At 43.3% G+C, this 16,488-nt stretch carries 14 protein-coding genes; all 14 read right to left on the bottom strand.

Features of this window, described 5'->3' with window-relative positions; genetic code table 11:
• Positions 1 to 5 precede the first annotated feature (5 nt).
• The 14 genes from JHD69_RS02480 to JHD69_RS02415 all read right to left on the bottom strand — a co-directional run bounded on the left by JHD69_RS02480 (position 6) and on the right by JHD69_RS02415 (position 16,478).
• Positions 6 to 1,487, bottom strand: coding sequence for a RagB/SusD family nutrient uptake outer membrane protein (locus tag JHD69_RS02480; RefSeq protein WP_199137024.1), 1,482 nt, complete (start codon positions 1,485 to 1,487; stop codon positions 6 to 8).
• Positions 1,488 to 1,499: 12 nt separating this feature from the next.
• On the bottom strand, positions 1,500 to 5,144 hold the full coding sequence (locus tag JHD69_RS02475; protein ID WP_199137022.1) for a SusC/RagA family TonB-linked outer membrane protein: 3,645 nt from the start codon (positions 5,142 to 5,144) through the stop codon (positions 1,500 to 1,502).
• A gap of 45 nt (positions 5,145 to 5,189) precedes the next feature.
• Positions 5,190 to 6,095, bottom strand: a complete 906-nt coding sequence (locus JHD69_RS02470) for a FecR family protein (protein ID WP_199137020.1) — start codon at positions 6,093 to 6,095, stop codon at positions 5,190 to 5,192.
• Positions 6,096 to 6,239: 144 nt separating this feature from the next.
• Positions 6,240 to 6,836, bottom strand: coding sequence for an RNA polymerase sigma-70 factor (locus JHD69_RS02465; protein ID WP_199137018.1), 597 nt, complete (start codon positions 6,834 to 6,836; stop codon positions 6,240 to 6,242).
• Between the two features lie 72 nt (positions 6,837 to 6,908).
• A complete protein-coding gene (locus JHD69_RS02460; RefSeq protein ID WP_199137016.1) occupies positions 6,909 to 7,451 on the bottom strand; it encodes a DUF420 domain-containing protein in 543 nt (180 codons plus the stop codon).
• A gap of 33 nt (positions 7,452 to 7,484) precedes the next feature.
• Positions 7,485 to 8,189, bottom strand: a complete 705-nt coding sequence (locus JHD69_RS02455; protein WP_199137014.1) for an SCO family protein — start codon at positions 8,187 to 8,189, stop codon at positions 7,485 to 7,487.
• 64 nt (positions 8,190 to 8,253) lie between these two features.
• Positions 8,254 to 8,607, bottom strand: a complete 354-nt coding sequence (locus JHD69_RS02450; RefSeq protein ID WP_199137012.1) for a cytochrome C oxidase subunit IV family protein — start codon at positions 8,605 to 8,607, stop codon at positions 8,254 to 8,256.
• 22 nt (positions 8,608 to 8,629) lie between these two features.
• Positions 8,630 to 9,337, bottom strand: coding sequence for a cytochrome c oxidase subunit 3 (locus JHD69_RS02445; protein ID WP_199137010.1), 708 nt, complete (start codon positions 9,335 to 9,337; stop codon positions 8,630 to 8,632).
• Between the two features lie 31 nt (positions 9,338 to 9,368).
• A complete protein-coding gene (locus JHD69_RS02440) occupies positions 9,369 to 9,947 on the bottom strand; it encodes a cytochrome c oxidase subunit 3 (RefSeq protein WP_199137008.1) in 579 nt (192 codons plus the stop codon).
• Positions 9,948 to 9,955: 8 nt separating this feature from the next.
• Complete coding sequence (cyoE, locus tag JHD69_RS02435; protein WP_199137006.1) at positions 9,956 to 10,855, bottom strand: heme o synthase; 900 nt, start codon at positions 10,853 to 10,855, stop codon at positions 9,956 to 9,958.
• A gap of 11 nt (positions 10,856 to 10,866) precedes the next feature.
• Complete coding sequence (locus JHD69_RS02430; RefSeq protein WP_199137004.1) at positions 10,867 to 11,928, bottom strand: COX15/CtaA family protein; 1,062 nt, start codon at positions 11,926 to 11,928, stop codon at positions 10,867 to 10,869.
• 94 nt (positions 11,929 to 12,022) lie between these two features.
• On the bottom strand, positions 12,023 to 13,918 hold the full coding sequence (locus JHD69_RS02425; RefSeq protein ID WP_199137002.1) for a cytochrome c oxidase subunit I: 1,896 nt from the start codon (positions 13,916 to 13,918) through the stop codon (positions 12,023 to 12,025).
• 22 nt (positions 13,919 to 13,940) lie between these two features.
• The gene (locus JHD69_RS02420) at positions 13,941 to 15,146 is read right to left on the bottom strand and encodes a cytochrome c oxidase subunit II (protein WP_370583445.1); all 1,206 of its coding nucleotides are present in this window, start codon (positions 15,144 to 15,146) and stop codon (positions 13,941 to 13,943) included.
• 96 nt (positions 15,147 to 15,242) lie between these two features.
• The gene (locus tag JHD69_RS02415; protein WP_199136998.1) at positions 15,243 to 16,478 is read right to left on the bottom strand and encodes a quinol:cytochrome C oxidoreductase; all 1,236 of its coding nucleotides are present in this window, start codon (positions 16,476 to 16,478) and stop codon (positions 15,243 to 15,245) included.
• Between the last annotated feature and the right edge of the window lie 10 nt (positions 16,479 to 16,488).

The following is a 16,488-nucleotide window of genomic DNA, read 5'->3' as shown; positions in this document are numbered from 1 at the left end:
TCTGCTTATCTAGGATTTAGTTCAACACCTGAGGTTTTAACTTCTACTGGCAATTGGAAAAGTCGACGCGGATCTCCTGGTTTTAGCTCCCTGAAGGTTTCGGCTCCATCGGCGGCCAAGTCGTTATGGACAACCGTTAGATCACGACGGATGATATCGAACCACCTGAGGCCTTCTTGTAGGAACTCTGCTTTTTTGGCATCCAATATGGTTCTGATCAGGCCTTGCTTGACGTCGGTAATTGCCGGATAAAAATTAGCGATCTTTGCCAAAGTAACCGCATCGTTATTAGGATTATAATTTACTATTCTTACGCTGTAAAAATCATTGATATCCTTCAGCGCCAAATCGTTCATACCTAACTCTGCATAGGCTTCTGCCCTGTTCATCAAGGTTTCATCAACCGTTAAACCCGCGAAAGTAAGGTAAGGATACCCTATATCTGGGGAGATGTTAAAAAAGTTCTCCTTGAATTTGTAGGTGGTATAGTTTGGTACGCCGTACGAAAGCACGTTGTTGGCCAAGGCTTTTCCGGTAACGTTTTGTCCCGCCGAAAACATTTTGGCCATTTTAGAACCGTAGCCATGGCGAGGCGTAGTACCTGTACTGATGAAACGGGCGTAGGTAGAATAAGTACCCAACAACAACAGGTTATACTTTTGTCCGCTGCTCATGAAATTGGTCAAGAAATCAGGGAAAGTCATTAACCTCAACGTGGTTGAAATCGGACGCATGTTGTTCACAAAATCATTGCCAGGCACGGCTAGCGTAGCATGGTCTACTACTTTCTGCCACTCGCCTGTAAATAGGTAAAAACGCGAAGCAAATGCATGTGCTGCAGCTGGCGTAAAATGATATTTTGGAATTTTATAGGCTGATGCCTGCAACAAAGGCAAACCATCTTCCAGGTCTTTCCTGATCCTTTCGTAAGTGCTGGCCACTGTACCTCTGCTGTAAGGCTGGATCACTTTGGTTTCTGGCTTATCTACATAAGGTACGCCAGGTGCAGTATTGGCCCCACCTATTTTATAAGGCGTGGCAAATAAAGTAGCCAACATAAAATGCGCATAAGCCCTACACACCAATGCTTCTCCTTTGTATGGAAGGGCTCCGCTACCCAGATTATTGGTTTCTATCGATTCCAAAGCTTGGTTGGCGGCCGCAATGGCTTCATAACAGGCGTTCCAGTAGGCGGTAGCGGTGTTCGTACCATCGCCAATCCTGTCTTGCCAGTTGTAAGGCAGGTCGATTACATCAAACAAAGAACCAACACCCACGCCTTTGTCTTCGGCATTATCTGAGGAGGCTTCGGTAAAGGTTAAATAATCGCGGGAAGGATAGGCTGTTGACACCAATTGCGACAGCTTCTCAACCGTATTGATCTCCGCACGGTTATCTGGCGATTGTTCTAAAAACTTCTTGCACGATGGCATTGAAAACAGCAACGTCACGCCAAGAGTGGTCCATAATATTTTATTCAATTTCATAATTTCTTTCAATTAAAATCCAATTTTTAACGATAAGGTATACTGTCTAGATACCGGCAAGGCCACACCACCAGAATTGTAGAACTCTGGGTCCTGGCCATTTAACCTCTTATCAGAATACAGCAGCAACAGGTTGTTGCCTACCAAAGATATTGAAGCTCCAGACATACCCAATTTGCTGTAGAAGCTCTTAGGCAGGTTGTAGCTCAACGCTACTTGCCTCAACTTGATGTAATCGCCTTTTGCTACCCTTTCGGTAGAAAAGTTATACAAGTTATAGGCATACCTGATATCTACTGCCGAACCGTTGGCATCAACAATTTTCGATGCCGAAAGCGGATCGAGGATAGCTGGTACTGTAGTAAACTTCTCGTCGCCAGGCATTACCCACCTGTTTAACAAGTCGCGGCTCATTGAACTGATGTCGTTAAAGTTGCTGCTGATATTTGGATTAAGCCTGATCATGTTACCGGCAGAGAAACCAAGCAATGCAGAAAGCGTAAAGTTTTTATAGCTAAACTGGTTATAAAAACCACCGGCAAATGTAGGGTCTATTGGTCCTTCGTATTTCAAACGAAGCAGGTTGTCGTCTTGCAAATTGATGTAGGTAGTTGTTCTGCCATCTACGCCTACAAACATCGGATAGCCATAATCGTGGTTCAAGCCAGCAAACTGCACCGAGAACAAGCTGCGTTGCGGATAATTAAGTACTGCCGAGCCATTGTTTGAAGTAGACCTGAAGATATTCGGATCAACCTGCAAATCTTTTACTTTATTGGTATTGTAGCCAAAGTTGAAATTGGTAGTCCATTTAAAGTTAGGATTGTCTATGGCCTTGCCTGTAATAGCCAGCTCAATACCTTTGCCAGACATGGCGCCATAATTGGCAATCTTGGTATACTCGCCACCAATACCAGAAGTTTGGATGGCACCAATCAAATCAAAAATGTTCCTTTTGTACAAATCAACGGTAAAGTTGATCCTGTTTTTGATCAAGGACAAATCCAAGCCGATATTTAAATCCTTGGTTTTTTCCCAAGTCAGCTCAGAGTTCTCGAGGTTCGAAATAAAAATCTGTGCTTCTTGATCGCCTAAGTTAGGTCTTCTCGACACTTGATTGTAGAACACGGCAGCCGAGTTGGTGGCATTGCCAATACTGGCTACCAATCCATAAGAACCACGTAATTTGGCTCCAGTTAAGATATCGCTTTTTGGCCAGAAATCTTCATCGCTGATGTTCCAGCTGGCCGCTACGTTCCAGGTTGGCAGCCACCTGGCAGTAGCCGTTTTACCTAACAAGTTAGAGCCGTCATAACGGCCTGACAACCTCAAGGTATATTTTTCATTATAGGTGTAAGAGGCATTGGCGAAGAAGGCGGTATATCTTTCGTAATTGTTGCCCATGCTAAAATAAGGCTTGCCCTCTTCAGAGGCTTCTTTAAAATACTTGTAATATGGAGTAACCAAGCCGCCATTGTCAAACTGATAGCCCACGCCATCGAAAGACTCTCTTTGACGGTCGATGTAACGCACTTCCATCGCGCCAAAAGCGGTAATGTTATGCTTGGTGTTAAAAGTTTTATTGAAAGCCAAGTTTTGTCTGAAGTAATAGCTCTTCAGGTTATCTGTTGATGTTTTATAAAAACCACCACTAGGCAATACGCTAATTGGCAAACTTCCCGGAATATCTGGGTCGGTATACAAATTATTGTTGCTTTGCGAAGAAGTCGCATCATCAACTGTTCTGAATGATGTAGCCATGTTAGAGCTTTCCAAAATAGAGATCTGGGTTTCAGACTTCACGAACCTGTAAGCTCCATCTACTGAATAGCTTAAGCTTGGAATGATTTTGTAGCTGATGTTTCCCTGAACCTTGAAATCCAATACGCCCAGCTTAAGATAGTTGGAGTTTAGCTCGTTCAAGATGCTAAAAGGCGCACTGTTCTGTCTAAAGTACTCATAGTTGCCATTTTCATCGTAGGCGGTAAGCATACGGCTGGTATTTACGGCGTAAGAATAAGGATTGATGTCGAAATTACGGAAGTAGTTGCCATAAACCGGATCGGATTGAAGCGCCGTAGCTCCAGGAGCCTGTTGGTTACGCACCGATCCTGTACTCAATAATTCGGCACTCAACTTATCGGTCAAATTAAAATTAGCTCGGTAGTTACCGGTAAACCTGCTTACGCTGTTTCCAATGGTAACACCATTGTCTTTGGTAAACGAAGTTGATGCATAGCTTTTAAATTTCTCCGTACCCGAATTGATGCTCAATGAATGCTCTTGTTGCAATGAATTTTTAAACAGCACGTCGAACCAATCGGTATTGGCATTGGCATACCTCGAAAGGAAAGCAATTTTATCGGCGCTGGTATTTTTTAAGGCATAGGTTTTGGTTACCGGATCGTAGTTGTACAGCATGTTGTACATTTTATAGAAAGGTCCGCCACTTACACCTCTTGATTCGCCAGGAATCTGCACATAGCCTTTGTTCTGCATCTCGATCAGCACCGCCATCTGGTCGGCCGAGTTCAGGATGTCGAAATCCGAATAGCTAGGTTTGGCATAAGTAGTGAAGTTGCCACGGTAACTGATTCGAGCGGCTCCTTCGGTAAGCTTTCCTTTTTTGGTCGTAACTACAATTACCCCATTCATGGCACGGGCACCGTACATACCGGTTGCGGCCGCATCTTTCAAGATGTTAAAGCTCTCGATATCGTCGGGGTTTAAACCTGCTACCGAAGAACCAATCAGCGTACTGGCATCGCCAGAAGTAAGGGCTTCGTTCGAAATGTTAACCACATCTTCTAAGATAATCCCATCAACAACCCACAATGGTTTGTTATCTCCAGAAAATGAGGTGGCGCCACGCACGCGTATTTTAGGTGCTGCACCAAAGGTACCAGACACGTTTTGAATAGTTACCCCGGCAACCTGTCCTTCAAGCATCCTGCTCACATCGGTTACACCTGCCCTTTCGGCATCGCTTGCCTTTACCAAGGTGGCGGCTCCAGTAAATGTTTTTTTCTCAAGCGTTTGGTAACCGGTAGATACGATGTTCACTTCTTTCAGCTGGCCGGCGTCTTCTTCAAGCTCTACATCGATCTTGGTTTTGCCGTTAATGGCCATTTCAACCGTTTTGTAGCCCAGGTACCTGAATACGAGAATCGCTTTTTCGTCCTTTATCGTCATCTGGTATTCGCCCTGCTCGTTGGTAGACACCACTTGGCCAGTGCCCTTTACGAATACGCTTACACCAGGAATAGGCTTGTTGTCTTTTTTGTCCTTGACAACGCCTTTTACCGTAACGTCTTTTCGCTGTGCCACGATGGGCTCTTGCACTTTTAAAATCACTTGTGTGCCCACCAGCCTATAGCCAATGTTTTTTTGTTTTAATGGCTCTAGCGATTCTTGAATGGTGTAGGTTTTTTCAGGTACATCAAGTACCAACGATTTGCTGATTTCTGCCGCATCGTATACAAAGCTTACTTTGTAGGCCTGCTCTACCTTTTTCAGGTAGCTGTCTAATCTTTCGGGCTTCCACTTGCCTTGTTGCGCATCGGCCTTGGCCAATGAAGTCCAAAAGATTGCGCAAACAAGCAATGCCATGTGGCAGAAACTCATTCCAACTTTTCTTTTGTAAAAATTTCTCTTCATAGTTTGTTAGTTAAATAAATTGGTTGTTTAGGGGTTAAAGGTTGTTTAAGGAGTTATGAGCGTGATTTGATCTTTTTCTTTTTTGATTTTGATATTGTAGGTCTCATTCAGCACTTCTAAAACCTGCGCCAATGTTTGGTTCTTGAAGGTGGCGTTGAGTTTTTTGTTGCGCTTGTTGTTCTGCAGCTTGATATCGGCATGGTAATATGCGCTCAGCTGCTTGCAAACTTCTTCTAATGGTGTATCTACGAAAGTGAGTTCCTTGGTTAGCCAAGCATCTGCATTCTGTGCGGTTTTGGCCACGATTTCTCCCTTTTCCGAATCGTAGGTAATGGCTTGGCCTTCGCTGAGGATTGATTTGGAACCATTTTGAAAAGGCGAAAACATTACCCTTCCCGTTTTTACGCTCAAATCGATCTGTACGGACGACACCTTGATGTTAAAGGAAGTACCGAGTACGGTGACATCAGACTTGTTCATCACTACTTTAAATGGATGCGCAGGGTTTGGTGCAATCTTGAAAAAAGCCTGCCCCCTGGCAAAGGCAATTTCCCTTTCTCCGTCAAATTTCTCCGGATATTTCAGCTCGCTGTTCTCGGCCATGACAATCACAGAACCATCGGCTAGTTTTACCGTATCAACCTGGCTGTTTCCGGTAAGCTTGGTTAAGTAAACAATTTTGGTGTTTTGCCGATAGATCCAATAACCCATAGACAGCACCAAAACGGCGGCGGCAATGTTCCTGAACCAAACCAGCTTGAGGTTGCGGCTAGGCCTGCTGCTTTTCAGGTAATCCCTCAACTCGCCGACGGCTTTCTTTTCATCAACATTGGCCAGCCTGGCTGCTTTAGAAGAAAGTTCCCAAAGTTTTTGCGTTTCGAGAAAATAAATTTCGTTTTCTGGCGATTGAGCGCGGAATTGTTCCACTTCCTGCTGCAATGCAGGGTCCATAGGATTATTTAAATATCTGGTAATTAGCACCAGAGATTCAGGATGATTAGGCATACAGTTTGTCTAGTAGGTTTAAGCTATGACAAACGATTGACAAAAAACCCCTAGTCTTTTTAGATTTTTTTATTTTTTCTAAAAAACTTTCTAATAAAGATATAGCGTAATGATTTTTTGAAAGGGCTTCGATTCCTTATCGACGTTCTTCTTGTCGAGCAGGGCTTCCCTCAGTATTTTTAAGGCATTAGCGATGTGGTTTTCGACGGTACGCTCCGAAATACCCAACAAATCGGCTATTTCCCGGTATTTGAGTTTTTCAAACCGGTTCAACTTGAAAACCTTTTTGCATTGCGGAGGCAGTTTTTCGATCTCGATGCGCAGCAGTACCACCAACCTGTTCTCTTCGTCAAGCTCCATCAGGTATTCTTCGCTATAATCGGCTGCGATTTTCTGATGGTGCTGTTCAATGTTTTTTTGCCGATTGATGTAGTTGATCGAGGCATTGATCACCGATCGGTACAGGTACGATTTAACTGACCTTACGTCTTCCAGGCTTTCAGGATTTTCCCATACCTTCAAAAAAACGTCTTGCACCAGCTCCTCTGCTACCGAAACATCCTTGACGTACTTGTCGCTTTCGAGGAGCAGTTTCTGAAAAAAAAGCGTATAAAAATGGGTAAAGGCCTTGACCTGGCTTTCCTGTATGATATCAATTAAATCCTGCCCCGTAATTATATTAACCACTTAACTATGCTTATTCTCAGTTTCTAAGATAAACATCTGGTTAATAAACTGCAACGCTATTTTTACATAAAGTTAATTTATGTAGTATGGCGATATCATCAGGTATACGATTACGCCTGTTATAGCTACGTATAGCCAAAGCGGAAAAGTAATCCTGGCGAGCTTCCTATGGGCATCAAACCGTTGTGCCAAGGCCCTCACATAGGTAACCAGCACGAACGGAATAATAATAACCGACAGACAGATGTGGGTAATCAGGATGAAGAAATAAATGTACCTGATGGCACCCTCGCCACCAAATTTGGTCGAATCGGAAGTCATGTGATAGGCTACATACATGGCCAAAAACAATACCGACAGGAAAATGGCGAACTTCATCAGGTTTTCGTGTAGCTTCCGCTTGCCGTTTTTAATGGCCCATACCGCACTGATCAACACCACGGCTGTAATGCCGTTGATCGTTGCATAAATTGGGGGCAAAAATGACAAAGGCTTTACATCGTAGCCTAGTTTTCGGAGGTTAACGCCAAACAGCAGGGCCACCACTACAGGTATGGCCACCGACAGCAGGATGATCCATTTGTTATATTTTTGTTCTACTTGATTATTTTCCATTATTCAATTTCAATCTTTTTCGCCATCGCGATTTTAACGCCCGTCTTTTATGTTTCTGAGTTCTTCGGCAATCAATACTTTAATTTCGTCGTCTAGTTTAGAGAGTGCTTCCTGGTTGGTTGCTTCGTAATAGCCCCTGATGCGATGCTGCGAATCGATCAGCACGAACATGTTACCAAAGGTAAACTTGGGCACGCCGTTCTCCACCGTCTTCAAGGCATCGAGCTTAAGGCCGTCTTTGATCAGTTGCTCTACCTGGCTGCCATCGCCTGTCAGCAGATCCCACTTGCCCCCTTTGGCGCCCATTTTTGTTGCATAAGCCGCAAGTATCGCCGGTTTGTCGTACTCGCTGTCCATACTCAAGCTCACGAAGTGCACCATGGTGTTTTTTTCGTAGGTTTTATCAAAGGCTGCTACAGCTCTGTTGGCAAAATCTATTCCATTGGTTCCCCGGGTATAAAACAGGTTCAGCAATACCACTTTGCCCTGGTAGTTTTTCCAGGTTACGGTTTGGCCATCCTGGTTAAGCAGGTTAAAATCTGGGATAACGTGGTAAATGGTATCGGGTATTTGTTTGCCTCTTACCGAATGGAAGGTGCTGGCTACTTTTTTAGGCCCATAAATGGCCAATGGCTTGTAGCGGTTCTTGCCCTTTTCCTGTAGCAAATAATATAAAAATCCCGGTACCGCTAAAATGGTGACCAGGATTAATATTTTTTTTATTGGATTGTATTTCATCCTTTTAAAGTTTGCTTTTCAGCCCTAAGAAAGCCGAATGGTGCTTGGTGCCTTACCGCTGCCCTTAAAGCTGTGGCATGTGGTTATGCAAATAACCGCCTTCAATCAGCATCAAAACAATAAAGTAGATGATAAAAATGAACGATACGGTTAAACACAGCTGCAAACCTAGTTTTTCGAATTTCAAGTGCATAAAATAAGCAACAATGTAAAAGGCTTTAAGCAAGGTTAAAGCGATATACACAAAGTTACCTACGTGTTGCGACATGTGTCCGCCAGGTATGGCCCATAAGGCGATGATGAACTCGATAACGGTAATCAATACAAGAATACCAAGAACTCTCAGGATTTTTCCTTTGGTCATTCCTGCATGTTCGTCGTGTGCGTGTTCTTCTGTATGTATGTTGTGCTCTGACATAATATTTTATTTTAAAAGATAATTAAACTAGATAGAAGAAAGTAAATACGAATACCCAAACCAAGTCTACAAAGTGCCAGTAAAGGCCTACTTTTTCTACCATCAGGTAATGGCCACGTCTTTCGAAAGTGCCGTTAATGGTCATGCATAAGATGATGATATTGATCACTACACCACTGAATACGTGGAAACCATGGAAACCGGTAATGGTAAAGAACAGGTTGGCAAACTGCTGTGCCGCTACGGTTGATACCGGACCGTTAAAGAAATGCGTCAGTTCTTCCGGACCAGGAATAGCTCCCCACCAGAAACCTTCGTGGTGCAAGTGGGTCCACTCAATGGCTTGACAGCCCAAGAACATGAAGCCACCAATAATGGTTGCGACCATCCACCAGATTACTTCTTTTTTAGACCTTCTGTGTCCTGCTTCTACCGCTAACACCATCGTTACCGAACTCGCAATCAAGATAAAGGTCATGATACCTACAAACACCAATGGATAACCGCTATCGGCAATACCTGGAATAGATTGAAAAACGTGGTCTGGATCTGGCCAAGTGAACTTTGAAAAGCGTTGCGCTCCATAGTATATCAATAATGACGAAAAAGTGAAGGCATCTGATAATAAGAAAAACCACATCATTATTTTACCATATTCTACAGACCATGGCGAACGTCCGCCGGCCCATGGAGTGGTTTTAACTTGGTCTAATTTTGATAATGAATCCATTGAGTAATCGTATAATAGTTTGTTAAAAAATCTAACTGTTCAAAAGTAAAAAAACATACAGATATATCCATAATATATCTATAAAATGCCAAAAAATAGCCGCAATCTCCTGCTTATAAACTGCCCTTTCGTGTGGTATTTCCCTATAAGAGCCTACCAGACTGTTTACGATCAGGCAAAGGCCGGCAAAAATATGCAGCAAGTGAAATCCAGATACGATATAAATCATCGAAATGGCCGCATTGTTGTTGATCAGCACCGCGCCGCTGTGGTACAAACCAGACCAGGCCTGAAACTGCAATACGCCGAATACAAGGCCCAAAGCCAAAGTGATCCACAAAAACAATTGTTGGAAACCCCGCTCTCCATTCCTCAAAGCTCTAGAAGCCAAGAAAAGGAATACGCTGCTGGCTACCAATACGGCAGTGCTATATATAAAAGCATCAGGCAGTACCAAACCATGGCCTTTTCCCTTAGAGGCCGAAAATACAATGTAATAACTGGTCCATCCGCCAAACATAATGGTAGAAGAGACTACAAAAAGCCAAAGCACAAACTTTTTGGGCTTGGCGTCGAATTTTATCTCCTGCTGTTGCAATGCTAAATCCATTTAAAATTCTAAACTATTAAATCAAACAATAAAACCAATTGTACCAAAGGGATGTAAAAGAAAGAACAGAACATCACCTTGCGGGCACTTGGCAAATCCATCTTCACCACCAGCTGATAGCCATACCAGCTGAACAACAATCCGGCAAGCACCGAAACCCCTGCAATATAGTAGCCACCGAAACCATAGAAGGTTGGCAACAAGCTTACCGGTATCAGTACCAAAGTACTTACAAAGGTAAATATCGCACTTGTTTTATCTCTTTTTTTGGTAGGCAGCAATCGGAAGCCTGCCTTTTTATAATCATCATCCAACACCCAGGCAATAGACCAAAAGTGCGGAAACTGCCATACAAACTGTACCAGGAATAAAATGCCTGCAATCTGGTAATCGACTACAGAAAAAACAGTGGTTTTGCCTAAGGCAGCCAAATAACCGATCAGCGGTGGCAATGCACCCGGTATAGCGCCCACAAATACTGCAATTGGCGATTTGCGTTTCAGGGGTGTATAGGCAAAGGCATACAATAAAATAGAGAATACCGAAATGAGACCCGTTTCTAAATTGAGCTTGCCCAACAGCCAGGTACCGGCCATGCCCATAATGAGGCCCAGCACCAATCCCTGTCCGGTGGTCATTCTGCCGGCTGGCATGGGCCTGTCTTTGGTACGGCTCATCAGCTTATCAAGGTCTTTCTCAATAATTTCGTTAAAGCAGTTGGCGGCTCCGGTTACTAAAAATCCACCTACAATCAAGATTAGCCAGTTATTCCAGTCTATTTGTGGCAAGATGGCCCTATCCACCTGAATTTTAGATCCGATCAAAAAAGTAACAGATGCCGAGAACACCACCAAAAAGGTGAGCCTGAACTTGATCAATTTAGAAAAATCTGAAAAAAACTGTTTCAATTTCAAATCGGTTAATTGGGTTTATAAGTAGCTGTACGGTACACCAACAAATACAGGTAATACTGCAAGCTAAATAAAACGGTGGCAAATAAAACATGTATGGCCTGCGCATAAGGTGGCAAAGCCAAATACGACAGCAGGAAGCCCGAAGCTACCTGTACCGCTAGCGTAATCATAATGTAGTTGGCCGTTTGCAAAGGCCAAGCCTTGCCGCTAAAACGGTCGGTTACCATTTTATAGACTACAAAATTACAGATAGCCACTAAAATGGCCAAGTCTCTGTGGTAATTAAAAAGCGAACCCACTTTTGATACCCAGGTATTGCGCCCGTTAAACTGCAAAGACTTCGATATCGAATCAATGCTTTCGCGCACCTCGGTGCCCAAAATAACCTGTACAATCGATACCAAAATGGTAAAGAACAAAAAGCCCTTTAGCCAGGCAATGCGGTACATGATCACACTGCGCTCCTTGTGCAGCTGCTTGGCATAGTTGTAAGTATAAATCTGTATGGCCAAAATAACGAGGGCCAACAGCATGTGCAGGGTAACAATCCACTGCAGCAAATTGGTGGAAACCACGATAGAGCCTAACCAGGCCTGAAAGACCACTACCAATAGATTAATGATGCTCAATACGATAATACGTTTGGCCGACTGCTTAAAGGCGAAAGCATAAACCACCAAGAAAATCATCAAGAAACCCGTCACTACACCTACCAGCCTGTTGCCATATTCGGTCCAGGTTTTGGCTACGTTAAAAGCTTCGGGCTGTGCAATAGAGGCATCGTTTCTGATGCTGTCGGCCAAATCGGCTTTGCCCAGTTTCTCTAAAGTCTTGGCAAAACGTTCGTTTTTAGCCAAACGCTGGGCTACATATTTTTCTTTATAATCTGCAGGCAATTGCTTGGCCGAAGTTGGTGGCACTACCTGTCCGAAACACTTGGGCCAATCAGGACACCCCATTCCAGATCCTGTACTGCGAACGATACCACCGGCCAAAACAACCAGAAGCGTTACAATAATGGTAATGAAATTTAATCGAATAAATCTTTGCTCAGATTTAGCCACCATGGGTTAATGCTAGGTTATAAAAAAATAAGGTATCTGTGGCATTTAGTTTACTCCAGCAGATACCTTATATCAAATGCTTAAACAAGTAAACTCACTAGTCTAAGTCCGTCTTTTCTTCTTTTTTGTTGGCGGCTTCCCATTCTTTCTGGATGCGCTCTGCCTCGGCGTTTCCTTCAAAGTCGTGAGGCAAGTTAGAGCTCATGGTTTGAGAGAAAGGCACGGTTTGCGGAATGAAATCATGCTCTGCACCTGGCTTACTATAATCGTAAGGCCAACGGTATACGGTTGGGATTTCTCCTGGCCAGTTGCCATGCAGGTGTTCAACTGGAGCTGTCCACTCTAAAGTATTGGCTTCCCAAGGATTTTGAGGTGCTTTTTTTCCTTTAAATATAGAGTAGAAGAAATTGAATAAGAAAGCTACCTGAGCCAAGGCGGCAATAATAGCTGCCCAAGTTACAAATACGTTTACGGTTAGCCATTTTTGCATAAACTCAAACTCGGTAAATGCATAGTAACGACGAGGTACACCATCCAAGCCTAAGAAGTGCAATGGGAAGAAGACCAAGTAGGCACAGATAAAGGTTACCCAAAAGTGCAGGTAGCCCAATTTGGCATTCATCATTTTGCCGAACATTCTAGGGAACCAGTGGTAAACACCGGCCAACATACCAAAGATGGCTGCCGAACCCATTACCAAGTGGAAGTGGGCTACTACGAAGTAAGTATCGTGCAGGTTGATATCCAAAGAGGCGTTACCCAAGAAAATACCGGTTAAACCGCCAGAGATAAAGAATGAAACCAAACCGATGGCGAACAACATGGCAGGTGTAAACCTGATGTTACCTCTCCACAGGGTGGCTAAATAGTTAAAGGTTTTTACTGCCGATGGCACCGCAATGATCAAGGTAGTGATCATAAACACACCGCCCAATAATGGGTTCATACCCGTTACGAACATGTGGTGACCCCAAACGATGAACGATAATGTGGTAATACCGATCAATGAATACACCATGGCGTGGTAACCGAAAATCGGTTTTCTTGAGTTTACAGAAATAATCTCTGAAGAAATACCCAATGCCGGCATAATTACGATATATACCTCCGGGTGACCCAAGAACCAGAACAAGTGTTGCCACAAGATTGGTGAACCGCCTTCGTTCGGCAAAATCTGGGTACCGATTACGATATCCGATAAATAGAAACTTGTACCGAAGCTACGGTCGAAAATCAAAAGTACAACACCGGCTACCAATACCGGGAAAGAAAGAATACCCAAGATAGCGGTTAAGAAGAATGCCCAAATGGTTAAAGGCATTTTCCAAAGATCCATCCCTTTGGTACGCATATTTAATACGGTACTTACATAGTTGATACCGCCCATTAATGACGAAGCTACGAAAAGCACCATACTGATTAGCCACATGGTCATACCCAATGCAGAACCCGGCATAGCCTTTGGCACGGCCGACAATGGCGGATAAACCGTCCATCCGGCACTGGCAGGACCTGTTTGGATAAAGAATGAGCCCATCATGATTACGCAGGCCGTAAAGAAGAACCAGTACGAAAGCATGTTCAAGAACGGCGAAGCCATATCTCTTGCACCTACCTGCAAAGGAATTAACAAGTTACTGAAAGTACCACTCAAACCAGCGGTTAATACAAAGAATACCATGATGGTACCGTGGATGGTAACCAAAGCCAAATAAAAATCTGGTTTGATCCTGCCACCAGCAGCCCATTTGCCCAAAAATGTTTCCAATAGTGGGAATGATTTATCTGGCCAAGCCAATTGGATCCTGAAAAGGATAGATAAACCCATAGCAATAACTGCCATCACGATACCTGTAATCAGGAACTGCTTGGCAATCATTTTGTGATCCTGGCTAAATACGTATTTAGTCAGGAAGGTTTCTTGGTGATGGCCATGACCGTGATCGTCGTGGCTATCGTGGTGGTGTTTATCTTGTAGTGATATAGTTGACATAATAAGGGTTCTCCAGTATTATTTATTTTTTGATAGCTAATTGATTTGTTTTGGTCGCTGCAGTATCTTTTGCAGTAGTATCTGCTGCTGCAGGCACTTCTTTGGTAGGCGCTGCAATTACAGGTAATTTAAAGGCTTTTCTCAAATCGTTAGTTAGATAAGGGTTTTGTTTCACCACCCATGCATCATATTCTTCCTGAGTTACAACCCTAACTGGTTTCTGCATGTTAAAGTGGTTGGCACCACAGATCTTGGCACAAAGCAATAAGTACTTAAAAGTAGGATCGTTGGTTTTGGCCTTCATTTGCTCGGTCGTTAACGTAGGCGTAAACTCGAAATAAGAAGTCATACCCGGTACAGTGTTCAATTGAACCCTGAAGTGTGGCATATAAAAACTGTGGATAACGTCTTTACTGGTTAGGATGAACCTTACTGGTTTGTTAACCGGCAATACGATCTCGTCAGCCAATTGATCATCCAAGCTGTTTTTATCCGTAAAATCGATACCCAAGGCATTGATAGCTGTAATCAGCTTGTAGCTTTTCTTGCCTACCACGCCATCGGCACCCGGATAACGTACATCCCATTGAAACTGAGACGAGGTTACTTCAATGCTCAAAGGCTTATTTTTAGGGTCTTCGATTTTGTAGAAGATCGATCTCCAGGTTAAGAAGCCCATCAATACCAACACGGTAAGCACCAAAGCCGGAATGATTGTCCAGATACGCTCTAAAGCATTGTTGTGTGGATAGTAGTAAGCCTTTCTCTTGCCTGTACTTTTGTAGAAATAAGTAAAAGTAAATAAGATAATGTGCGTGAGGATAAACACGATGGTGGTAATGATCAACGTAATGTTAAACATCTGGTCGATTTTTTTACCGTGCTCTGAAGCCGCCTCTGGCAAAATCATGTTGCCATGCACCGTGTACTCCCAATAAACGCCATACAAACCAACAATCAGGAACAAGGCGAATAGAATACCATTGATCTTGTTCCAGTTGATTCCTTCGGGCTTGCCTTGGGTTTCGCGGGTCAATTCATATACTCTTAGGGCCTTGCCTACTATCGCAATGAATAAGCACAATAGCAAGAACAGCAATACGTAGAACAGTGTCGATTTATAAACCGGTTCCATATCTACAGGTTTGGCCGTAGCGGCAGCGGCAGCTTCTTGGGCAAACGCACTGGTATTTGCAAATACAGTAAGCATTGCTGCTAACACCGCCATTGTTTTATTACTTATTAATTTTTTTAAACTCATTTTCTTAAAAGTAGTACGCTGTACTTTTATTATTTTAATCTATATATTCTTAAACCGTTACCGTTATAGGTGGTGATTTAAACTTTCTTGTAAAAACGGATGGTTCTTGGCAATCAAAGGCTTTTTGCTTAAAGATCCCATTACGGTAAAGGTAAACAAACCTAAGAAACCCAAGGCCGTTCCAATTTCAGGCAAGCCGAAACCGCTGCCGTCTTTAGTGCCATTGGTAAATACGCCCGGCATAATCATTTGGTAGTAATCTACCCAATGGCCGCAAAGCACAATGATGGATACAATAAGCAAGGTAGTTTCGCTACGCTTGTTGTCGCGGTCCATCAATAACAACAACGGACTTAAGAAGTTCATGATCAGGTTGATGTAGAACCAAGCTTCGTAGTTGTTAAAACGGTTGTAAAAATATACGGTCTCTTCAGACATGTTGGCATAGTAGATCAATAAGAATTGCGCAAACCATACGTAAGTCCAGAAGATAGAGAAACCAAAGATAAATTGGCCCAAATTGTGCAAGTGGCTGTTATTCACCCAGCTCATGTAGCCGGCTCTTCTCAACAGGATGATGATCACCGCAATGGTAGCCAAGCTGCTTACCCACATGGCGGCAAAGTTGTACCAGCCGAACATGGTAGAGAACCAGTGTGCTTCTAACGACATGATGGTATCGAAAGCGAATACCGGAGTGGTAAAGCCATAAATAACCAAGAAGATACAAGAGTATTTAAAGCTTTTGCGGTAAGAGTTCAAGCCACCTTCCAAATCTTCGTTTGCCGACCATTTGGCCAATAAGGTAGCGAAGATGCTATAGGTACCCAAGAAAATCACTTGTCTCGACATGAAGAAAGGCACGTTCAAGAAAGCCGATTTGCCGGCAATAAGCTTATCAAAATTGTCTGAATTAGGATCGGTTAAACCATCGGCATGCCAGTGGTGGTAAAGGTTGTGGGTATACAAACCTAAACCGATTACAACCAGCAAGATGACTACCGCGATAGGCAAAACCTTGGCCATGGCCTGAGGTACGCGCAAAATCGATGCTGACCAACCTGCTTGTGCTACATATTGTACGGCCAAAAAGAAAGCGCCAGACATACATACACAGGCAAAATAATATGCCATTAGTAACAGGTTAGCAAAAATGCGCTCATGAGCCCAATGTTCACTGCTTACAAAACCGTAGTAGCCTATGGTAGCCAAGCCAATGACGATACCAATAATGCTCAGGGTTTTTACTTTTCCTGTAAACTCAAATTGTTCACTTAAATTATAATGATGAGTTCCCATTTATATCTGT

It is taken from the genome of Pedobacter sp. ASV12, assembly GCF_016429155.1.
In the GTDB taxonomy this organism is placed as follows: Bacteria; Bacteroidota; Bacteroidia; order Sphingobacteriales; family Sphingobacteriaceae; genus Pedobacter.
The sequence above is the reverse complement of the archived record's forward strand: the minus strand, read 5'-3'. Positions and strand labels throughout refer to the sequence as shown.